This window comes from Burkholderia thailandensis E264, assembly GCF_000012365.1.
GTDB classification, from domain to species: domain Bacteria; phylum Pseudomonadota; class Gammaproteobacteria; order Burkholderiales; family Burkholderiaceae; genus Burkholderia; species Burkholderia thailandensis.
The window spans coordinates 939,517-959,947 of sequence record NC_007651.1; the positions used below are offsets into that span (position 1 = coordinate 939,517).

Annotated in this window: 19 protein-coding genes, 1 other RNA gene, 1 pseudogene and 1 riboswitch; of the genes and pseudogenes, 10 read left to right on the forward strand and 11 right to left on the reverse strand. The window is 70.7% G+C overall.

Annotated features, from left to right (window positions below):
- Positions 1-3 precede the first annotated feature (3 nt).
- Entirely contained in the window at positions 4-678 is a 675-nt protein-coding gene (locus BTH_RS16405) for a DUF2486 family protein (protein ID WP_009892516.1), read from the forward strand.
- 143 nt (positions 679-821) lie between these two features.
- Here the strand turns inward: BTH_RS16405 and BTH_RS16410 are convergent, their stop codons facing one another.
- Positions 822-1,145, reverse strand: a complete 324-nt coding sequence (locus BTH_RS16410; protein ID WP_011401880.1) for a c-type cytochrome — start codon at positions 1,143-1,145, stop codon at positions 822-824.
- 197 nt (positions 1,146-1,342) lie between these two features.
- On the reverse strand, positions 1,343-3,016 hold the full coding sequence (gene ilvD / locus BTH_RS16415; protein ID WP_009903380.1) for a dihydroxy-acid dehydratase: 1,674 nt from the start codon (positions 3,014-3,016) through the stop codon (positions 1,343-1,345).
- A 135-nt stretch (positions 3,017-3,151) separates the two neighbouring features.
- Between ilvD and BTH_RS16420 the strand changes: the two genes are divergently transcribed.
- Both BTH_RS16420 and lgt read left to right on the forward strand, forming a co-directional pair.
- The gene (locus BTH_RS16420; RefSeq protein ID WP_025988546.1) at positions 3,152-4,156 is read left to right on the forward strand and encodes a LysR substrate-binding domain-containing protein; all 1,005 of its coding nucleotides are present in this window, start codon (positions 3,152-3,154) and stop codon (positions 4,154-4,156) included.
- A gap of 106 nt (positions 4,157-4,262) precedes the next feature.
- Positions 4,263-5,153 carry a prolipoprotein diacylglyceryl transferase gene (lgt, locus tag BTH_RS16425; RefSeq protein ID WP_009892511.1) on the forward strand — a complete coding sequence of 297 codons (891 nt, stop codon included), beginning with the start codon at positions 4,263-4,265 and terminating at the stop codon, positions 5,151-5,153.
- Between the two features lie 372 nt (positions 5,154-5,525).
- Here the strand turns inward: lgt and BTH_RS16430 are convergent, their stop codons facing one another.
- The 5 genes from BTH_RS16430 to BTH_RS16445 form a co-directional block, all read right to left on the reverse strand.
- Entirely contained in the window at positions 5,526-6,263 is a 738-nt protein-coding gene (locus BTH_RS16430) for an SIMPL domain-containing protein (RefSeq protein ID WP_009892510.1), read from the reverse strand.
- A 202-nt stretch (positions 6,264-6,465) separates the two neighbouring features.
- Positions 6,466-6,927 (reverse strand): EVE domain-containing protein, encoded by a 462-nt coding sequence (locus BTH_RS16435; protein WP_009892509.1) that lies wholly within the window; start codon positions 6,925-6,927, stop codon positions 6,466-6,468.
- A gap of 75 nt (positions 6,928-7,002) precedes the next feature.
- Positions 7,003-7,184: non-coding RNA, 6S RNA (ssrS, locus tag BTH_RS31200), on the reverse strand.
- An 82-nt stretch (positions 7,185-7,266) separates the two neighbouring features.
- A complete protein-coding gene (locus BTH_RS16440; RefSeq protein WP_006024874.1) occupies positions 7,267-7,581 on the reverse strand; it encodes a cell division protein ZapA in 315 nt (104 codons plus the stop codon).
- Positions 7,578-7,928 carry a hypothetical protein gene (locus BTH_RS16445; protein WP_009892508.1) on the reverse strand — a complete coding sequence of 117 codons (351 nt, stop codon included), beginning with the start codon at positions 7,926-7,928 and terminating at the stop codon, positions 7,578-7,580. The genes BTH_RS16440 and BTH_RS16445 overlap by 4 nt, the downstream gene beginning before the upstream one ends.
- A gap of 202 nt (positions 7,929-8,130) precedes the next feature.
- Positions 8,131-8,393: riboswitch (cobalamin riboswitch) on the forward strand.
- A 67-nt stretch (positions 8,394-8,460) separates the two neighbouring features.
- Between BTH_RS16445 and BTH_RS16450 the strand changes: the two genes are divergently transcribed.
- The 6 genes from BTH_RS16450 to cobC all read left to right on the forward strand — a co-directional run bounded on the left by BTH_RS16450 (position 8,461) and on the right by cobC (position 14,849).
- Positions 8,461-10,503: a TonB-dependent receptor plug domain-containing protein gene (locus BTH_RS16450; protein ID WP_011401882.1), complete on the forward strand. Its 2,043-nt coding sequence runs from the start codon at positions 8,461-8,463 to the stop codon at positions 10,501-10,503.
- Positions 10,504-10,581: 78 nt separating this feature from the next.
- Positions 10,582-11,583: a FecCD family ABC transporter permease gene (locus BTH_RS16455; protein ID WP_025404071.1), complete on the forward strand. Its 1,002-nt coding sequence runs from the start codon at positions 10,582-10,584 to the stop codon at positions 11,581-11,583.
- Entirely contained in the window at positions 11,580-12,410 is an 831-nt protein-coding gene (locus BTH_RS16460) for an ABC transporter ATP-binding protein (protein ID WP_009892505.1), read from the forward strand. Before BTH_RS16455 ends, BTH_RS16460 begins: the two co-directional genes overlap by 4 nt.
- A 43-nt stretch (positions 12,411-12,453) precedes the next feature.
- A complete protein-coding gene (gene cobT / locus BTH_RS16465) occupies positions 12,454-13,509 on the forward strand; it encodes a nicotinate-nucleotide--dimethylbenzimidazole phosphoribosyltransferase (protein WP_009892504.1) in 1,056 nt (351 codons plus the stop codon).
- 6 nt (positions 13,510-13,515) lie between these two features.
- Entirely contained in the window at positions 13,516-14,274 is a 759-nt protein-coding gene (locus BTH_RS16470; RefSeq protein ID WP_009892503.1) for an adenosylcobinamide-GDP ribazoletransferase, read from the forward strand.
- The gene (gene cobC / locus BTH_RS16475) at positions 14,259-14,849 is read left to right on the forward strand and encodes an alpha-ribazole phosphatase (RefSeq protein WP_009892502.1); all 591 of its coding nucleotides are present in this window, start codon (positions 14,259-14,261) and stop codon (positions 14,847-14,849) included. Before BTH_RS16470 ends, cobC begins: the two co-directional genes overlap by 16 nt.
- Positions 14,850-15,035: 186 nt before the next feature.
- Here cobC and BTH_RS16480 read toward each other — a convergent pair whose 3' ends face one another.
- From BTH_RS16480 to cobU, 4 genes are read right to left on the reverse strand one after another with little or no spacing between them, the layout of a single operon-like run.
- A complete protein-coding gene (locus BTH_RS16480) occupies positions 15,036-15,959 on the reverse strand; it encodes a cobalamin-binding protein (protein WP_009892501.1) in 924 nt (307 codons plus the stop codon).
- Between the two features lie 5 nt (positions 15,960-15,964).
- On the reverse strand, positions 15,965-17,017 hold the full coding sequence (gene cobD, locus BTH_RS16485; protein ID WP_009892500.1) for a threonine-phosphate decarboxylase CobD: 1,053 nt from the start codon (positions 17,015-17,017) through the stop codon (positions 15,965-15,967).
- Positions 17,010-17,954, reverse strand: coding sequence for an adenosylcobinamide-phosphate synthase CbiB (gene cbiB / locus BTH_RS16490; protein ID WP_009892498.1), 945 nt, complete (start codon positions 17,952-17,954; stop codon positions 17,010-17,012). The genes cobD and cbiB overlap by 8 nt, the downstream gene beginning before the upstream one ends.
- Positions 17,948-18,505, reverse strand: coding sequence for a bifunctional adenosylcobinamide kinase/adenosylcobinamide-phosphate guanylyltransferase (gene cobU, locus BTH_RS16495; RefSeq protein WP_009892497.1), 558 nt, complete (start codon positions 18,503-18,505; stop codon positions 17,948-17,950). The genes cbiB and cobU overlap by 7 nt, the downstream gene beginning before the upstream one ends.
- A 27-nt stretch (positions 18,506-18,532) precedes the next feature.
- Between cobU and BTH_RS16500 the strand changes: the two are divergent.
- Positions 18,533-20,139 (forward strand): annotated as a pseudogene (locus BTH_RS16500) (cobyric acid synthase).
- The last annotated feature ends 292 nt before the right edge of the window (positions 20,140-20,431 follow it).

Here is a 20,431-nt window from a genome sequence, read left to right on the forward strand (position 1 = left end):
AACGTGGTCGAAGCCAACGAATCGTCGATCCCCGTGCTGACCGACGTGCTCGTGCCCGGCAATCCGGCGCTCGCGCGGTCGTCCGTCGCGGAGCGTGCGGACTCGGGCGAGCCCGCCGCCGGGACTCGGGCCCATGAGGTCCACGAGGCCCGCGAGGCCGACAAGTTCGATGCGGACGATGTGGCGGCTCCCGTGGCGCGCGATGCGGCGCTTGCGCCCGTCGGTTCGCCGAGCGCGCCGATGCGCGCGGAGTCGTCGTTCATGCCCGCGCCCGATCCGCTCGCGGCCGAACTGCCGACCGCCTACGCGGCGAGCGTGACGTACGCGGACGAGTTGCCCGCCGCGCATCCGGCGCCGGATCTCGAGCCGCCTGCCGCGCTGGCGTCGTCGGTGCCCGAGGTCGCGCAGGCCGCGCCGTCGTTCGCCGCGGACCTCGAAGCGCGGCAGATCGCCGAGCGGCTGAAGGGCCGCATGACCCGCTATCTGGCGGGAGAGGGCCGCGATCTCATCGAGGCGCGTTGTCGTGACGCGCTGCACGACCATGCGGGCTGGCTTGTCGGCCAGATCGCGCGCGAGGTCGCGCTCGCGCTCGAGACGGAGGTTGCCGGCTGGGTGACGGAGGAAGTCGGCGCGGCGCTCGCGCGCCGCAACGCGCCCACGCAGCGCGATAGCGGATAACGGCAAGCCGGCCGGCTTGCCCGCCATCATCTGGTGTGTGGCTCGTCACGCGTAGTGTGAGATGCGAAGCGTGCCGGCGTCGCCGCGTTGCGCGCGCAACGGGATGCCCTGTGCGGCCGGCGGCGCGTTTCGATGCGAGCGGCTTATTTGCGCGACAGAATCCAGTGCGCGAGCGTGCCGGCTTCGGCGCTCGTCAATTGCGTGTTCGCGGGCATCGGCACGTTGCCCCACACGCCGACGCTGCCTTTGACGATCGTCTGCGCGAGATAGGCGGCGGCATCGCCGCGCGCCGCGTATTTGTCGGCGATCGCGTGGAATGACGGCCCCATCAACGTCTTGTCGATCGCATGGCAGGCCATGCAGTTCTTTCGTTGCGCAAGCGCGAGGCCGTCGGCCTGTTGCGCGCGCGCGTTTGCGGCCGCGGCAACGAGCGCGATTGCCATCAGGCGCAAAGTCGTTCTGTTCATGCTGGTCTCCGCCGGCGCAGCGTCCGGCTTGGCGGTGCGCGCATTATATAAAGGAAAGGGGGCGCGAGTACGTCGCGCCCCCTTCTTCGTCTTGTCGCTTTTTGTCGTCCCGCCGTGGCGCCATCGTGGCGCCGCCGTCGCGTTGCGATGCGCGCACGCAGCGCGCGCCGGCTTCGGGGCCGGCGCGCTGCCGTGCGTCAGCCCGTCACCGCGCCCTTGTTCGCCGGGCGGGCGAGCGCCGCATATTTCGCGAGCACCCCGCGCGTGTAGCGCGGCGCCGGCTGCTTCCACGCGGCGCGGCGGCGCGCCAGCTCGGCGTCGTCGACGTTCAGCTGCAGCAGCAGCTTGTGCGCGTCGATCGTGATTGAATCGCCTTCCTGCACGAGCGCGATCGTGCCGCCGACGAACGCTTCCGGCGCGACGTGGCCGACCACCATCCCCCACGTGCCGCCCGAGAAGCGGCCGTCCGTGATGAGGCCGACCGATTCGCCGAGGCCCTTGCCGATGATCGCCGACGTCGGTGCGAGCATCTCCGGCATACCCGGGCCGCCCTGCGGGCCGAGGTAGCGCAGCACGACGACGTCGCCCGCACGGATCTTGTCGTCGAGGATCGCGGCGAGCGCGCTCTGCTCGTCGTCGAACACGCGCGCCGGGCCGGTGATGACCGGGTTCTTCAGGCCGGTGATCTTCGCGACCGCGCCGTCCTCGGCGAGGTTGCCCTTCAGGATCGCGAGGTGGCCTTCCTTGTACAGCGCCTGGTCGATCGGGTAGATCACCTTCTGGTCGGCGCGCGGCACGCTCGGCACGTCCTTCAGCTCCTCGGCGATCGTGCGGCCCGTGATCGTCATGCAATCGCCGTGCAGCAGGCCCGCGTCGAGCAGCAGCTTCATCACTTGCGGAATGCCGCCCGCCGCGTGCAGGTCGGTGGCGACGTACTGGCCCGAGGGTTTCAGGTCGCAGATCACCGGCACGCGTTTGCGGATGCGCTCGAAGTCTTCGATCGACCAGTCGATCTCGGCCGCGTGCGCGATCGCCAGATAGTGGAGCACCGCGTTCGTCGAGCCGCCCGTGGCCATGATCACCGACACCGCGTTCTCGATTGCCTGCTTCGTGATGATGTCGCGCGGCTTCAGATCCTTCTTCACCGCCTCCACGAGCACGCGCGCCGACTCGGCCGCCGAATCGACCTTCTCCTGATCGGGATTGGCCATCGTCGACGAGTACAGCAGCGACATGCCGAGCGCCTCGAACGACGAGCTCATCGTGTTCGCGGTGTACATGCCGCCGCATGAGCCCGTCGTCGGGCACGCGTTCTTTTCGACCCCTTCGAAATCCTCCTGCGACATGCGCCCCGCGGTGAACTCGCCGACCGCCTCGAACGCCGACACGATCGTCAGATCCTTGCCTTTCCAGTGACCCGGGCGAATCGTGCCGCCGTACACGTAGATGCCCGGCACGTTGATGCGCGCGAGCGCGATCATGCCGCCCGGCATGTTCTTGTCGCAGCCGCCCACGACGACGACGCCGTCCATCCATTGGCCCTGCACGCAGGTCTCGATGCAATCGGCGATCACCTCGCGCGACACGAGCGAGTACTTCATCCCTTCGGTGCCCATCGACATGCCGTCGGAGATCGTCGGCGTGCCGAACGTCTGCGGATTCGCGTCCGCCTGCTTGACCGCGGAAACGGCCGCGTCGACGAGGCGCTGCAGGCCCGCGTTGCACGGCGTGATCGTCGAGTGGCCGTTCGCGACGCCGATCATCGGTTTGTCGAAATCGTCCTTCTGATAGCCGAGCGCGTAATACATCGAGCGGTTCGGCGAACGGGCCACGCCTTGCGTGATGTTCTTCGAGCGGCGGTTGTACGACATGGGGGACTCCATCATCGACTGGTTGACTGTGGGGCGGCGCGGCGCGCTGCATCGGCGCGATCCGGCTCAGGTGGGCAAGAATGCAGTTTCTGTTAGAGAATGTCCAATATATTATTCATCGCCTATTAGGTCGGCATGCATATTAATCGGTGTGCCGACGACGATGCGGAGCCTGATTTGACCCCCGATCTGCGCCAATGGCGCTATTTCGTCGCCGTCGCCGACGAGCGACACTTCGGCCGCGCCGCCGAGCGGCTTTCGATGACGCAGCCGCCGCTGTCGCAGGCGATCCGCGCGCTCGAGGACGCGCTCGGCGTCGCGCTGTTCGCGCGCACCAAGCGCTCGGTCGAGCTGACCGCGGTCGGCGCGGCGCTGCTGCCCGACGTGCGGCGGCTGATCGCCGCGGCCGACGCGCTGCCGCCGCTCGCGCAGAGCCTCGCGCGCGGCGAGGCGGGATCGCTCGCGCTCGCGTTCGTATCGACGGCCGATTACGGGCTGCTGCCGCAACTGTTGCGCGAGTTCGGCGCGCGCTATCCGCACGTGCGGCTGCAACTGACCGAGGCGACGAGCGACGTGCAGATCGAGGAGCTCGTCGCGGGCCGCATCGACGCGGGGCTCGTGATTCCGCCCGTGCCGCCGCGGCATGCGGCGTCGCTGTCGTATCTGCCGGTGCTGCGCGAGCCGCTCGTCGTCGCGATGCCGGCCGACGCCGCGGAGGCGGCGGGGGACGCGCCGGTGCGCATCGCCGACATCGCGTCGCTGCCGCTCGTCATCTTTCCGCGTCGTTTGGCGCCCGGCTTTTATGACATCATTACGGGCTGCTACGGCGCGGCGGGCGTCGCGCCGCGCATCGGCCAGGAGGCGATCCAGATGCAGACGATCGTCAGCCTCGTGTCCGCGGGCATGGGTGTCGCGCTCGTGCCGCAATCGCTGCGTAACCTGCGGCGCACGGGCGTCGTCTACCGCGCGCTCGCCGATCCGGCGCCCGTCGTCGAAACGGGCCTCGTGTGGCGCACGGACGACGTGAGTCCGGTGCTCGCGGGCTTCATCGACGTCGTGCGCGGCGCGGCGCGGCCCGCGCCGTCCTCGCGGCCGGATTCGACGCCGGGCGCGGGCGGGCGTGCGGCGACGCGGCCGTGAACGTTCGTGCGGCGCGTGCGTCGAATCGCGGTCGCAACGCGTTTTCGCGGTGGCGGCGGACGTCGCCGGGCATGCCGTATCGATTCAGAACCTTCAACGCTAACTCATGATCATTCATCCGAATTTCGATCCCGTCGCGATCCACCTCGGCCCGCTCGCGGTGCGCTGGTACGGGCTCATGTATCTCGTCGGCTTCATCCTCGCGATCGTCGTCGGGCGGCTGCGCCTCAAGCTGCCGCACGTCGCTGCGCAAGGCTGGAGCGCGAAGGACATCGACGACATGATGTTCTACGGCGTGCTCGGCGTCGTGCTGGGCGGCCGGCTCGGCTATGTGTTGTTTTACAAGGCGGACTACTACTTCTCGCACCCGCTCGACATCTTCCGCGTGTGGGAGGGCGGAATGTCGTTCCACGGCGGCTTTCTCGGCGTCACGCTGGCGATGGCGCTGTTCGCTTGGCAGCGCAAGCGACACTGGCTCGAAGTGACCGATTTCGTCGCGCCGATGGTGCCGACGGGGCTCGCGGCCGGGCGGCTCGGCAACTTCATCAACGGCGAGCTGTGGGGCCGCGTGACGAGCCCCGATGCGCCGTGGGCGATGCTGTTCCCGGGTGCGTCGCGCGACGACGCCGCGTGGCTCGCCGCACACCAGGACATTGCCGCGAAGTGGAATCTGAACGAGGTGTTCCTCGCGCACCAGATGCTGCCGCGGCATCCGTCGCAGCTGTACGAAATCGCGCTCGAAGGCATCGCGCTCTTCTTCGTGCTGTGGTTCTTCTCGCGCAAGCCGCGGCCGATGGGCGCGATCTCGGCGCTCTTCCTGATCGGCTACGGCGCCGCGCGCTTCACGGTGGAGTTCGCGCGCGAGCCGGACGACTTCCTGGGCCTGCTGACGTTCGGCCTGTCGATGGGGCAGTGGCTGTCGCTGCCGATGATCGTCGCGGGCGTGCTGATGATGATCTGGGCGTATCGGCGCGGCGGCGCCGCGAAGGCGGCCTGATCGTTCCGGGCGGGCGGTTGCGCGAGGTTGCGCGGCCGTCCGACGGCGGAATGAAGGCGGTGCGACGCGGGAGGCAAGCGCGCCGGTATGCTGGCTGCGAAGCACGAAGCACGAAGCACGAAGCACGAAGCACGAAGCACGAAGCACGAAGCACGAAGCACGAAGCACGAAGCACGAAGCACGAAGCACGAAGCAGCGATGTGCGATCGCTCGTACGACGCGCGGCAGGCGCGCGCTCGGCCGCTCGGCCGAGTACATGCGACACAGGATCGCCAATCCCGACGCGCGGGGCACGCAATGAAAAACGCCGGCGACGAGCCGGCGTTTTTGCATCGACTGCGAACGGCGCGCCCACGCGCCGCCTTCGGCGCGTCACTTCATCTGCACCGAACCGTTCACGTTGACGGTCACCGTCGTCTTGCCGCCTTCTACGGCGATCGGCGCGTTCATCTTCGTGCTGTCCATCGCGGGCGCGGCCATCGCGAACATTCGCGGATACGGCTGCACGCTGCGGCCGCTGCCGACGTTGACTTCACGGATCGAATAGTTGTTGTAGCCGAACGCGCGCGTCGCTTCCTCGGCGCGCGCGCGGAACGCCTTGATCGCTTCGGTGGTGAGCTTCTGCTCGGCTGCGCGCTGCGCTTCGGGCGACAGCGAGAACGCGACGTTGCCCACCTGCATCGCCGGGCTTAGCTGGCCGGCAAGCTTCGACGCGGCAGCGAAGTCGTGCGACTCGATCACGACCTCGGTGCGGCCGCGCCAGGCGGAAATCTTGCCGTCGCGGTCGACGCTCGGCGACACCGAGAATTCGCCCGTGCGGGCCGTGACGCCCGTGACGCCGCGCGCCTGCGAGAGCGCCGCATCCGCGCGTCTGTTCAGCTCGGCGGTGAGCGTGCCCGGGTCCTTCGCCTGTTGTTCGTAGAACAGCGTGATGTCGACGACGTCCTGCGGGACGTCGGTGCTTGCCTGCGCGGACAGCGACAGCACGCCCGCGGGCGGCTGTATCTGCCCCATGCTTTGCGCATGCGCGGCGGACGGGGCGAGCGCGAGAGCGATCGGCAGCGCCGCCGCGAGCGTGGCGGCAACGGCTAGAGCGGATTTTTTCGTCATTGTTGACTCCTTGAGCGTAAGCGCGCACGCATTTGGGGGCGTGCGGCGCGCGGACGGACGCCGCGCTTCTTTCGAACCGCCCGACGGACGCGGCACGGCATCCGTCGATGCGCCCGTTAGGCCGTCGAAAGCGGACGGAGGTTCCGGCCGGCGCGGCTTTGCGCGCTGGCTCTGACAATGTTTGACGCGGCGGCCGGCCACGTCATTTCATCAGGCGCTGCGTGATGAAGCGCCACTCGTCCGGCGTGACGGGCGTGATCGACAGCCGGTTGCCCTTCGCGAGCACGCGCATGTCCGCGAGCGCATCGTGCTCGCGCAACGCGGCGAGGGGAACGAGCGGCGATTTCCTGACGAAGCGCACGTCGACGAGCACCCAGCGCGGCGATTCCCGCGTCGACTTCGGATCGTGGTACGGACTTTGCGGATCGAATTGCGTCGGATCGGGGTAGGGCGTCGACGAGACTTGCGCGAGCCCCGCGATACCGGGCTCGGGGCAGCTCGAATGATAGAACAGCACGCCGTCGCCGATCTGCATCGTGTCGCGCATGAAGTTGCGCGCCTGATAGTTGCGCACGCCGGTCCACGGCAAGGTCTGGTCGGGGGCGGCAGCGAGGTCGTCGATGCTCGCCTCGTCCGGTTCGGATTTCATCAGCCAGTAGCGCATGGATCGGAATGACTCGACGCAATGTAAAGGCCGCACAAAAGGAAACGGCATCGGGACTCGCCCGATGCCGTTGAATAGGCCCCCGCCTTAGCCGCTAGGCCGGCATCCTGAACCTGAGGTTCAGAATTGGTCGCAGTTAGCAGCACTTCGGGTACATCAGACAGAGTGACGCGCGCGCCCGTGCTACAAATTTCCGCAACCGTGCACATGGCATTGGTTCAAGGAATATATGACCTTGGCGAACCAGGCAGGGAAGCTGACTTGACTGTTCGAATCACCTTTGGATTCAGCGGCTTGAACGCGATGGATCAAGCATTGGCCGAACCCGGTGAAACTTGTTTACTGCACCTCGTGCTGTGCGAGCACCGCACCGAGTTGTTCATTCATTTGGCGCATTGTACGCCGGATTTCTTCCGCAGGGAACGCCTCGCCGTGACGCACGCTCTGTTGCAGCCTGAGCAACTCCGACGCGAGCGACAGCGCGGCCATCACCGCGATGCGATCCGTGCCGCGCACCGAGCTGTTCGCACGGATCTTCGACATTTCCGCGTCGACGCGCGCGACCGCTTCGAGAAGCGCCGCCTCGGTTTCGGCCGAGCAGGCGAGACGGTACGACTGGCCGAGAATCGATACTTCGATCTGCTTCGTGCTCATGCGTGTTCTCCGTGGCCCGTCGCGCCTTCGCCGTTATCGTTCGCCTGCGGCGCGAGCAGGTCGAGCTGGTTTTCCGCATCCGGCACGCTTTTCGTGCGCGGCAGTTTCTCGAGGATTGCGTTGAGCTTCACTTGCGCGTCGTCGATCTTCGCCGATAGCGTGTCGCGCTCGGCCGCGAGTGCATTGCGCTCGTCGCGCAGTTGCTCGAGTTCAGCGTGCAACGCCTGCGCTTCACTGCGCAATTGCGCGACCTGCTCCTCGAGCGCGAGCCGTTCCGTTTGATGGCGTTGATTCAGCGCGATCAGACGGCCGATGTTTTGAGATAGGGTTTCGAGTTCGTTGAGCATGTGCTGCGTCCTCTAAAGACCCAGCATTTTAGCGCGGAACAGGCAAGTTTCCGATATCTGTAACGTTTCTAGACGTAACACCCCCGCTTCTCGCCGTGAAATATCTTCGTCGTTCGTTGATGCCGGTCGTCTCGCCGATACGCGGCGCGACGTTTCTTGCGCTGCGTCGGCGCGGCGCCTTGACGCTGCGTCGCGCGCACTCCTAAACTGGCGCCGCCTCGGTGCTCGCGCGCTTCGCGCGCGGTTAAACGGGAAGCAGGGCGCGATGTCCGCCGGGACCGAGCCAACCTGCGCTGCCCCCGCAACGGTAAGCGATCGCATCGGACCCGATGCAAGCCGCACTCTCGATGCGTCGGCACGGCCGCTTCGGCCGGCCGCCGGCGCCGTGCCACTGCGCATTGCGCGCGGGAAGGCGAGGCGGTGACGTCGCCAGCCCGGATACCGGCCGAGGCGGGGAGACGGACGCGTTCGTCTCCGTGATGCGGGCCTGCGGGGAAGCGGGCTCCGCAGTGCCTCAACAGGATCTTCGTTCATGCGAACCCCACTCGTGCGCGCAGCGCTCGCCGCTCTGTCCGGGCTGCCATGCATCGCGCTCGCGCGAGGCGACGCCGCGGCGTCGCCGCCCCCATCCGCTTACCCCGCCGCTTACGCGTCGGCTGCGTCGCCGTCCGCCGCCGCGGCGCCTGCGGCGGATGCCGCGATGTCGACGACGCCCGCCGCTTCGGCGAATGCCGCATCGTTCGCGTTCGCGGCCTCCGGCGCATCGGAAGCGCTCTCGGCATCGCCGGCGCGCTCGCGCCCGGCATCGGTCGAGCCGCTCGCGCCGATCGTCGTTACCGCGCAGCGCGGGCAGCAGAAGCTCGCCGATGCGATTCCGCAGACGACGCTCTTCGATGCGCAGGACATCGCCGACAGCGGCGCGACCGATCTGCCCGGCCTGCTCGCGCTCGCGCCGGGCGCGCAGATCGTGCGCAACGGCGGGCCGGGCGCGAGCGCGAGCCTGTTCCTGCGCGGCGCGCAGTCGACGCAATCGCTCGTGCTGATCGACGGCGTGCGCATCGATTCGGCGAGCCTCGGCCGGGCGCAGATCGACCAGTTGCCGCTCGATCAGATCGAGCGCGTCGAAGTGGTGAACGGCAACGTGTCTTCGCTGTACGGGTCGGGTGCGATCGGCGGCGTCGTGCAGGTGTTCACGAAGAACGGCGGCAATCATCCGCCGCGCTTCGATTTCTCCGTGGGCTACGGCAGCTATCACACGCAGACGCAAAGCGCGGGCGCGTCGGGCCGACTCGACGAGGACGGCAAGACGACGTTCAGCGTGTCGCTCGCGCGGCTGAAGACCGACGGTTTCTCCGCGCTCGATCCCGCGCGCAAGCCGCAGGCGAATCCGAACGCGAACGGTTTTCTGAGCGAGAGCGCGTCCGCGTCGCTGCGGCACCGGTTCAGCGACAAGTGGGATGCGGGCGTCACGTACTTCCAGGCGAACGGCCGCAACAGCTACGACGACGCGTACGGCTCGCCGACCGATCTGAACGACCTGTACAGCCGCGTTCAGCAACTGTCCGCGTTCGCGAACGGCAAGCTCGCCGATTGGTGGACGACGCGCGTGAACGTGTCGAGCGGCAAGGACCGCAGCCAGTCGGCGCTGAACGGCGCATACACCGACCACTTCAATTCCGGCAACCGTCAGTACACGTGGCAGAACGATTTCACGGTCGCGCGCGGGCACAAGATCCAGGCGGGGTACGAGCGGCTCGACCAGTCGTTCGAATCGAACAGGTATTCGGCGCCCGACCGCCATGTGAATTCCGGCTGGCTCGGCTATACCGGACGCCTCGGCGACAGCCAGTTCCAGGCGAACGTGCGCCGTGACCAGTACTCCGATTTCGGCGGCGCGAACAGCTACTTTCTCGGCTACGGGTTCGACGTCACCGAGCGCTGGAAGGTGTCGGCGAGCTATTCGAGCGCGTTTCGCGCGCCGAGCTTCAACGATCTGTACTATCCGAACGCGGGCAACCTGGCGATCAAGCCGGAGCGCAGCCATTCGGTCGAGGCGGCCGTGCAGTATGCGTCGGATGCGGTGGGCGTCGTGCGCGTCACCGCGTTTCAGACGCGCTACACGAACCTGATCGACTATCGTCCCGGCGCGAGCGGCCCATACTATGTCGCGCAGAACGTCGGCCGCGCGAAGGTGCAGGGCGTCGAGGGATCGTGGCAGGGGCATGTCGGCAAGACCGATGTGCGCGTGGCCGCGACGCTGCAGAACCCGATCGACGAAACCGCCGGCCAGGATCTGAACCGACGCGCGCGGCGCTTCGCGTCGATCTCGGCGCACCGCTCGCTCGGCGGCTGGCGCGTCGGCGGCGAATGGCTCGTGAGCGGGCCGCGCGACGATTTCGGCGATCATCTCGGCGGATACGGCGTCGTCAATCTGTCCGCGCGCTACGACATCACGAAGTCGTGGTACGTGAGCGCGCGCATCGACAATCTGTTCGACAAGGACTACGAGCTTGCCTATGCATACAACACGCCGCGCCGCGGCGCCTACGTCACGCTCGGCTGGCAGCAGCGCTGACGGCCGGCCGCGTCGCCGGCGCGGCGCGCGCGGCCGCGCGCGGGAGGTCGCATGAGGCCGCGGGCGCGCGGCGCCGGCATGCATGCGGCGCGGGCGGCCGCGATCTGGGCCGCGCTCGCGCTCGTCGCGTGCGCGGTACTGGTTGCGTCGCTCACGCTCGGCAGCGTGCCGATGACGCCCGCCGACGCGCTCGCGGCGCTCGTCCGCCGCGCGGGCGCCGATCCGCTCGCGGCCGACATCGTCCGCACGCTCAGGCTGCCGCGCGCACTCGCGGGCTTCGGTTGCGGCGCGCTCCTCGCGCTCGCCGGCGCGCTGCTTCAGGTGCTGCTGCGCAATCCGCTCGCCGAGCCGTACGTGCTCGGCGTGTCGGGCGGCGCGGCCGCGTTCGCGCTCGTCGCGATGATCGCGGGCGGCGCGTGGTGGATCGTCGATTTCGCGTCGTTCGCGGGCGCGCTCGCATCGATCGCGTTCGTGCTCGGGCTCGCGCGACGCGAGCTGTGGCGCGGCGAGCCGCGCGATGCGTCGCCGCGCCTGTTGCTCACGGGCGTCGTGATCTCGGCCGGCTGGTTCGCGCTCATCACGCTGATGCTTGCGATCGCGCCCGACGAGCGCTTGCGCGGCATCCTGTTCTGGCTGTCGGGGGACTTGAGTGCCGCGGCGTCGCCGTGGTTCGCGCTGGCGGCGCTCGCCGCCGCCGCGTGCGTCGCGCTGCCGGTCGCGCCGCAGTTGAACGTGCTGTTGCGCGGCGAGGCGGCGGCGGCCGCGCTCGGCGTGCCGGTCGCGCGGCTGCGGCTGCGCGTCTATCTGATCGCGTCGCTCGCGGCGGCCGCGGCCGTCACGACGGCGGGCACGATCGGCTTCGTCGGGCTCGTCGTGCCGCACGCGCTGCGGCTCGCGTTCGGCAACGATCAGCGGATGCTGCTGCCCGCCGCGATGCTCGCGGGCGGCGCGGGCGTGATGGCCGCGGACCTGTTCGCGCGCACGGCGATCGCGCCCGCGCAGCTCCCGGTCGGCGTGATGACGGCGTTGATCGGCGTGCCGCTCTTCCTGTGGATGCTGCTGCGGAGGACCGCGCGATGACGGAGCACGACGCGCCGACGTCGCGCTCGCCCCGCTACGGCACGCAGCGTCTCGTGCTGAAGGCGGGCGCGCGCACGCTGCTCGACGACTTCACGCACACGTTCTATCCGGGCGAGCTGTGGTGCGTCGCCGGGCCGAACGGCGCGGGAAAGACGACGCTGATCACGACGCTCGCGGGGCTCGCGAGGCCGGCCGCCGGGCACGTCGAGGCGGACGGCGTGCCGCTCGCCGACTGGCGGCCCGAAGCGCTCGCGAAGCGGCGCGCGTTGATGGCGCAGACGCTGCACGACGCGTTCAGCGCGAGCGTGTTCGATACCGTGCTGCTCGCCCGCTTTCCGCATCTGACGGGCTGGGGCTGGGAGCGCGCCGACGACCGCGCGGCCGCGCACGCGGCGCTCGCGCGGCTCGGGCTCGAATCGTTCGCCGCGCGCGACGTGCTGACGCTGTCGGGCGGCGAGCGGCAACGCGTCGCGCTCGCGGCCGCGCTGTGCCAGGACGCGCCGCTGCTGTTGCTCGACGAGCCGCTCGCGCACCTCGACCTGCACCATCAGATCGACTGTCTCGCCGCGCTCGCCGACTGGCTGCGCGCGGGCGAGCGCACCGCGATCTTCTCGTGCCACGACCTGAATCTCGCGCGCCGTTTCGCGACGCACGCGCTGTTGCTCGACGGCCGCGGCGGCGCGCACGCGGGCCCGGTGCGCGATGTGCTGACGCCCGAGCGCGCGAGCCGCGCGTTCGGCTACCCGCTCGTGCTGATCGAGCGCGACGGCCACGAGGCGCTCGTGCCCGCGTGGCCCGCCGCGCACGATCGTTCCCGCATCACCTGATCGACGCGCATCGCGCGCCCCATTTCATCCACGAGACGAACCGATGACCTCCACCTTCTCCCTGCCGAGCATTGAGCCGCTCGACGACGCCGCGCTGCGCGCGACGCTCGCGCGCATCATCGATCACAAGACGAAGCCGCCCGGCAGCCTCGGCCGCCTCGAAGCGCTCGCGCTGCAGCTCGGCATGATCCAGCGCACGAGCGCGCCGAGCGTCGCGCGCCCCGTGATGATCGTGTTCGCCGGCGATCACGGGATCGCGGCCGAAGGCGTGAGCCCGTATCCGCAGGCGGTGACCGCGCAGATGGTCGCGAATTTCGTCGCGGGCGGCGCGGCGATCAATGCGTTCTCGCGCGTCGCGGGCCTCGAGCTCGAGATCGTCGATGCGGGCGTCGCGTCGCCGCTGCCGGATTCGCCGCAGCTCGTCGGCGCCGCGATCGCGCGCGGCACGCGCAACTTCGCGCACGAGCGCGCGATGTCGCGCGACGAGGCGCTCGCCGCGCTCGCCGCGGGCGCCGCGCGCGTGCTGCATCACGCGGCGCTCGGCACCAACGTGATCGGCTTCGGCGAGATGGGGATCGCGAACACGTCGGCGGCCGCGTGCGTGATGAGCCGCCTGCTGAACGTGCCGATCGATGCGTGCGTCGGCCGAGGCACCGGCCTCGACGACGCGGGCCTCGCGCACAAGCGCGCGGTGCTCGGGCGCGCGCTCGAGCGGCACGCCGACGCGGTCGAGCCGCTCGACGTGCTCGCCGCGTTCGGCGGCTTCGAGATCGCGATGATCGCGGGCGCGTTCATCGAGGCGGCGCGCGCGCGCATGGCGATCCTCGTCGACGGTTTCATCGCGACGTCGGCGCTCGTCGTGGCCGACGCGCTCGCGCCCGCGGTGCGCGAATACTGCGTGTTCTCGCACGTGTCGAACGAAGCGGGGCATCGGCGCATGCTCGAGCACTTCGGCGGCGAGCCGTTGCTCGCGCTTGATCTGCGCCTCGGCGAGGGCACGGGCGCCGCGCTCGCGTTGCCGCTCGTGCGCGCGGCGGCGGCGTTCGTCAACGAGATGGCGAGCTTCGAGTCGGCCGGCGTCGCGAACCGCGATGCGTGACGCGCGATGAATCCGCTCGCCGAACTGCGCTACTTCGTCGTCGCGCTCGGTTATTTCACGCGCGTGCCGGTGCCGCGCGCGATCAGCGGCGCGGCAGTCGATCTCGCGCATGCGGCGCGTTACTTTCCGCTCGTCGGCGTGTGCGTCGGCGCGCTTGCCGCGGCCGTGCATCTTGCCGCGTCGCGCGTGTGGCCGCCGGGCGTCGCGGCGCTCGTGTCGATCGCGGCGACGCTCGTCGCCACGGGCGCGCTGCACGAGGACGGCCTCGCCGACTGTTGCGATGCGTTCGGCGGCGGCTACACGCGCGAGGACGTGCTGCGCATCATGCGCGATTCGCGGATCGGCACGTTCGGCGCGGCGGCGCTCGTCGTCGCGCTCGCGCTGAAATGGCAGGCGCTCGCCGCGATGCCGCCCGCGCGCGCCGCGTGGACGATGATCGCCGCGCATGCGGGGAGCCGCACGCTCGCCGCGAGCCTGCTCGTCACGCTCGACTACGCGCGCGCCGAAGGCAAGGCGCGGCCGGTCGCGCATCGGATGCGCGCGGGCGCGTTCGCGTTCGCGGCCGCGCTCGGCCTGCCGTGGCTGTTCTGGCCGAACTGGCGCGCGGGCGCGCTCGCGCTCGCGGCGATGCTCGTGTTGCGCGCGGGCATCGCGCGCTATCTCGGCGCGCGCATCGGCGGCTATACCGGCGATTGCCTCGGCTTCGCGCAGCAGGTGTTCGAGCTTTCGATCTATCTGGTGATGCTCGGATGGATGTCGTCCTGATTCGCCATCCGGCCGTCGCCGTTGACGCGGGCGTCTGCTACGGCAGCAGCGACGTGCCGCTCGCGGCGGGCGCGGCGGCGGGCGCCGCCGCCATCCTGCGGCGTTTGAGCGCGCTCGGCGCCGCGCCCGCCGCGCGCGCGTCGCGCGTGTGGTCGAGCCCGCTCGCGCGCTGCGCGAACGTCGCGCGCGTGCTGGCCGACGACATGCGCGTGCCGGTCGAGATCGATTCGCGCTTGCGCGAAATCGACTTCGGCGCGTGGGAGATGAGAAGCTGGGACGCGATCGGCCGCGACGCGCTCGATCGATGGAGCGCCGATCTGATGCACTCGCGCGAGCACGGCGGCGAGAGCGCCGCGCAGTTCGTCGCGCGCGTTCGGCCGGCGCTCGCGGCGCTTGCCGCTTCGGCGAGCGCTAGCTGGGTCGTCACGCATGCGGGCGTGATGCGCGCGCTGGCCTCGCATGCGCTCGACGTGCCGCTCGAAGCGTTGCTCGCGCGGCCGATCGCGATGGGCGGCATCGTGTGGTTGCGGCGCGACGGCGATCGCGACTGGCGGCTCGCGCATTGGGACGGGTGACGCGCGCGAGCCCGTGTATTGGGGCCTTCGCACGCGATCGGCAAGCGGGCCCGCGCGCGGTGCTTGCGGTGATGCCGGCATGTTCTCGAGCGCGGCCCTTTTGGGCGCAGGCCTTTCAAGCACCGGCCGACCGGCCTGCCACGAGCGTGATTTTCGTTCGGCCGAGTTGGCGAGCGCGCGCCGCGCTCACGGTTTGGGCCGCCGCGCGCGCGCGACGTCGAGATCCCGGCACAGTTGCTCGGCGCCTTGCGCGATGCGCGGCGCGGGCCGCGTCAGCAGATCGCCGTCGATCGCGAACAGATTGCCTCGCGCGACCGCGGTCAGCTTCGGCCACGCGCGCCAGCGCGTGAAGTCGGGTAGTGCGTCGCGCGTCGGGGTCGCGCCGGCCGCCGTCGTCACGATCGCTTCCGGATTCGCCGCGAGCACAGCTTCGTCGGTGACGGACGGCGCGACCGGCTGCAGTTGCGAGAACACGTTGCGGCCGCCGCACAGCGCGATCACGTCGCTGACGATGTGACCGCCGTTCAGCGTGATGAGCGGCTTGTCCCAGGCCTGAAAGAACACGGTGACGGGCGGCTTGCCTGCGTAGCGCGCGCGCAACCGCGCGATCTGCTGCCGGTAGGCGTTCGCCGCCGCCGCCGCGATTTCGCGCGTGCCGAGCAGCGTGCCCAGTTTGTCGAGCGACGCGGCGACATCGTCGAGATGTCTCGGCTCGCTGAAGTAGAGCGGGATGCCGAGCGCGCGCAGCCGCTCGGTCTCGCGCCCGGCGTTGCCGTGACGCCAGACGACGATCAGGTCCGGCTTGAGCGCCGCGATCCGTTCGAGGTCGAGCGCCTGGTTCGAGCCGACGCGCGGGATCGCCTTCGCGGCGGGCGGGTAATCGCTGTACGACACCGCGCCCACGAGCTTCGCGCCGCCGCCCGCCGCGTAGATCAGCTCGGTCACGTGCGGCGCGAGGCTCACGACGCGCCGCGCGGGCGCGGCGAGCGTGATCGTGTGGCCTGCGTCGTCGGTGACGGCGAGCTCCGCGTGCGCGACGGCGGGCGCAAGCGCGCAGGCGCATGCGGTAAAGATCGCGGCGAGGAGCGCGCGGGAGAGGGCGAGGCGCATGGGCGTCAATCTCGTGTCGTCGATCCGGACGGATGCGGCGAGGCGACGGGCAGCGTCGGCACGCATTCGGCGAACGCGCGCTCGAGCCGCCGCCATTCGTCTTCGCCGGCGGGCAGCCCGATGCGCACGCTCGGCGCGTGCGCGAAGTAGCGCGTCCAGATTCCGCGCGCGGCGAGCGCGTCATGCAGCGCATGCGCGCGCGGATCGGCGCTCCAACTGAAGAGCGGCGTTGCGTGCATGACGAAGCCGTTCGCGCGCAGCAGCGCGGCGAGGCGCGCGCCGTCGTGCGCGAGCCGCTCGCGCGTCGCGTGCTGCCACGCCGAGTCCGCGAACGCGGCGAGCACCGCGTGACGCGCGGGGCCGCTGACGGTCCACGCGCCGAGCGCGTCGCGCAGCCGCGCGAGCAGCGCGGGCGCGGCGAGCGCGAAGCCCGCGCGCACGCCGGCAAGCCCGAAGAACTTGCCGACCGAGCGCAGCACGACGAGGCCGTCGAGGTGCGTGTCCGGCGCGAGCGACGCATTCGCGTGCGTGTCGGCATCCGCGAACGCCTCGTCGACGACGAGCGCTCCGCCGCGCGCGACGAGCTGCGCGTGCCAGCGCAGCAGCCGTGCGCGGTCGACGCGCTCGGCGGTCGGATTGTTCGGATTGGCGACGATCGCGTGCGTGAGGGCCGCCGGCAGTTGGTCGGCACGGCAGTCGAGCGGCGCGCTCGGATGGCCGTGGCGCGCGAACGCGGGCGCGTACTCGCTGTATGCGAGCGGCGCGACGCCGACCGTGCCGCGCTCGAACAGCGCGGGCAGCGCGCGGATCGCCGCCTGGCTGCCGGCGACGGGCAGCACGTGCGCGGCGTCCGGCGCGCCGTAGTAGCGCGCCGCATGCGCGGCGAGCACGCCGTCGTCCTCCGGCAGCCGGCGCCACGCGTCGGCGGGCGCGGGCGGCACCGGATAGCCGTGCGGATTGATCCCCGTCGACAGATCGAGCCATGCGTCGCGCGGGATGCCGTGGCGAAGGGCGGCTTCGTGCAGATTGCCGCCGTGCGTGATCGGCGCGTCAGCCATGATGCGTCGCGATCGATAGTGCCGCGCCCGCGATCAGCAGCGCGAGCCAGAGAATCATCGTGCGGGCGACGAGCGACAGCGCCGCCGCGACGTGCGGGGGCGCCGCGGGTTCGCCCGCGCCGAGCACGGGGCGCTCCTCGATCGCGCCGTGATAGACGGCGGGGCCGCCGATCACGACGTTCAGGCTGCCCGCACCCGCGGCCATCACGGGGCCTGCGTTCGGGCTGTCCCAGTGGCGCGCCTGCGTGCGCCAGCAGCGCCATGCGTTCGCGGTGTCGCCAAGGAGCGCGTAGCTCGCCGCGGTGAGACGCGCGGGCGCCCAGTTGAGCGCGTCGTCGATGCGCGCGGCCGCCCAGCCGAAGCGAGCGAAGCGCGGCGTCCGATAGCCCCACATCGCGTCGAGCGTGTTCGCGAGCCGGAACAGCAGCGCGCCCGGGCCGCCCGCGATCGCGAACCAGAAGAGCGCGCCGAAGATCGCGTCGTTGCCGTTCTCGAGCGCCGATTCGACCGCCGCGCGCGCGAGCGCCGCCTCGTCGGCGTCGCTCGTGTCGCGCGACACGATGCGCGATGTCAGCATGCGCGCGGCCGCGAGGTCGCGTCGCAGCAGCGCGGCGGCGATCGGCGCGACGTGCTCGGCGAGGCTGCGCGCGCCGAGCGCGAACCACAGCAGCGCGACATGCAGCGCGGCGGCGAGCGGCCACGGCAGCGTCGCGACGAACCACGCGGCGAGCGCGACGGGCGGCGCGACGGCGGCGAGCCACGCGGCGAGGCCCGCGAGCCGGCCGCGGCGTCCGGTGTTGAGCGCGCGCTCGACGCGCGCGGCGAGCCGGCCGAACGCGACGAGCGGATGCGCGGTGCGCGGCTCGCCGACGAGCTTGTCGACGACGCAGCCGGCAACCGCGAGGAAGGCGACGGCGGGCAGCGACAGGATCAGCATCGCGGCTCGCCCTCGGGCTTGATCGTGACGGGCAGGCCGGCCACGCACAGCGTCACGCGCGTCGCGAGCGCCGCGATGCGCTGATTGACGCGACCGAGCGTATCGACGAAGCGGCGCGTCTCCTTGCCGAGCGGCACGACGCCGAAGCCGATCTCGTTGCTGACGACGATGACCTGCGCGCGGCTCGCGCGCAGCGCCGCCTCGAGTTCGGCGACGTATGCATCGCAGCGCGCGTCGTCGACGCCCGGGCCGTCGGCCGGGCAGAGCAGGTTCGTGAGCCAGAGGGTCAGGCAGTCGACGAGCACGCACGCGCTCGCGTCGTCGAGCCGGGCGATCGCGCGCGCGAGCTCGACGGGCGCCTCGACGAGCGCCCAGTCGGCCGGCCGGCGCGCGCGATGATGCGCGATGCGCTCGGCGAATTCGTCGTCGGCGACGCGGGCGGTGGCGATGTAGGTGACGGGCCGCCCGCCTGCGGCGGCGAGCCGTTCGGCGTGCGCGCTCTTGCCCGAGCGCGCGCCGCCGAGAACGAAGGTGAGGTCGCGCGGAGTCATCGCGTGATTGTAACGGCCCGCGCGATAATGCGGCCTTCGCCATTTGCCGCGCGCTGCGCCCTTCGTTCACGATGATTGCCAACGCCAACGCCAACGCCAACGCCAACGCCAACGCCAACGCCAACGCCAACGCCAACGCCAACGCCAACGCCAACGCCAACCGGCCGCGCGGCGCGCTGATGATCCAGGGCACGACGTCCGACGCGGGCAAGAGCACGCTCGTCGCGGGCCTGTGCCGGCTCGCGCGCCGCGCGGGCGCGCGCGTCGCGCCGTTCAAGCCGCAGAACATGGCGCTCAACAGCGCGGTGACGGCGGACGGCGGCGAGATCGGCCGCGCGCAGGCGCTGCAGGCGCTCGCGGCCGGCATCGACGCGCATACCGATCTGAACCCCGTGCTGCTGAAGCCGACGGGCGATCGCGGCGCGCAGGTGATCATCCACGGCCAGGCGCGCGCGAACCTGAGCGCGCGCGCGTATCACGACTACAAGCCGACCGCGATGCAGGCGGTGCTCGAATCGTATGGCCGGCTGCGCGGCGCGTACGACGCGGTGGTCGTCGAAGGGGCGGGCAGCCCCGCCGAGATCAATCTGCGCGAAGGCGACATCGCGAACATGGGATTCGCGGAAGCCGTGGACTGCCCGGTCGTGCTCGTCGCCGATATCGACCGAGGCGGCGTGTTCGCGCATCTCGTCGGCACGCTCGCGTGCCTGTCGGACAGCGAGCGCGCGCGCGTGCGCGGCTTCGTGATCAACCGCTTTCGCGGCGATCCCGCGCTGCTCGAGCCGGGGTTGCGCTGGCTCGAGGCGCAGACCGGCAAGCCCGTGCTCGGCGTGCTGCCTTACCTGCACGGGCTCACGCTCGACGCGGAGGACATGCTGCCCGCGAGCGCGCGCACGTCGGCGCCGCGGCGCGACGCGGGCGTGTTGCGGGTGGTCGTGCCGGCGCTGCCGCGGATCAGCAACCACACCGATTTCGATGCGCTGCGCGTGCATCCGCGCGTCGACTTCGCTTACTGGAAGAGCGGGCCCGTGCCCGATGCCGATCTGCTGATCCTGCCCGGCTCGAAGAACGTGCTCGCCGATCTCGCGTGGCTGCGCGACGCCGGCTGGGACGCGCTGATCAAGCGCCATCTGCGCTACGGCGGCAAGGTGATCGGCATCTGCGGCGGCATGCAGATGCTCGGCCGCGCGCTCGACGATCCGCACGGCGTGGAGGGCGCGGCGGGCGCGGGCCTCGGCGTTCTGGACTACGCGACGACGCTGATGCCGGAGAAGACGCTCGTGAACGCGGCGGGGCGGCTCGCGATCGGGGGCGGTGCGCGCGTCGCCGGCTACGAGATCCACATGGGGCGGACCAACGGGCCGGCGCTCGCGTCGCCCGCGCTCATGCTCGCGGGGGCGGATGGCGGCGAGCGGCCGGACGGCGCGGTGTCGGCGGACGGGCAGATTCTCGCGACCTATCTGCATGGGCTCTTCGACACGCCCGATGCATGCGCGGCGCTGCTCGAATGGGCGGGGCTCGACGGCGCGGAGCCGGTCGACTATCCGGCGCTGCGCGAGGCGTCGCTCGAACGGCTCGCCGACACGCTCGCCGAGCATCTCGACGTCGACCGCGTGTTTGCGGCGTTCGCGTGATGGGCACGGCTGCGTGACGGTCTCGTCGCCGCCGCGCTTGCGCCGGGCGTGCGGGCGGTGCGCCGAGGGCGACGCGCGGGGTTTCGGTTTCGAGGGCGGCGCGGCGCGCACCGGTCCGGGCGTGACGCACCGAGGCACCGAGGCACCGCCGCAACGGGCCAAGGCGCGGCGGGCTCCGGCCTGCCTGACGGCACGATCAAAAGGCTAGAAAAAAGGGCGCGATCCCTTTGATTCATCACCTGCGTCCGGTACGGCAATTCATTCTTGTTTAGAAATAATGTAAGCCGATCAA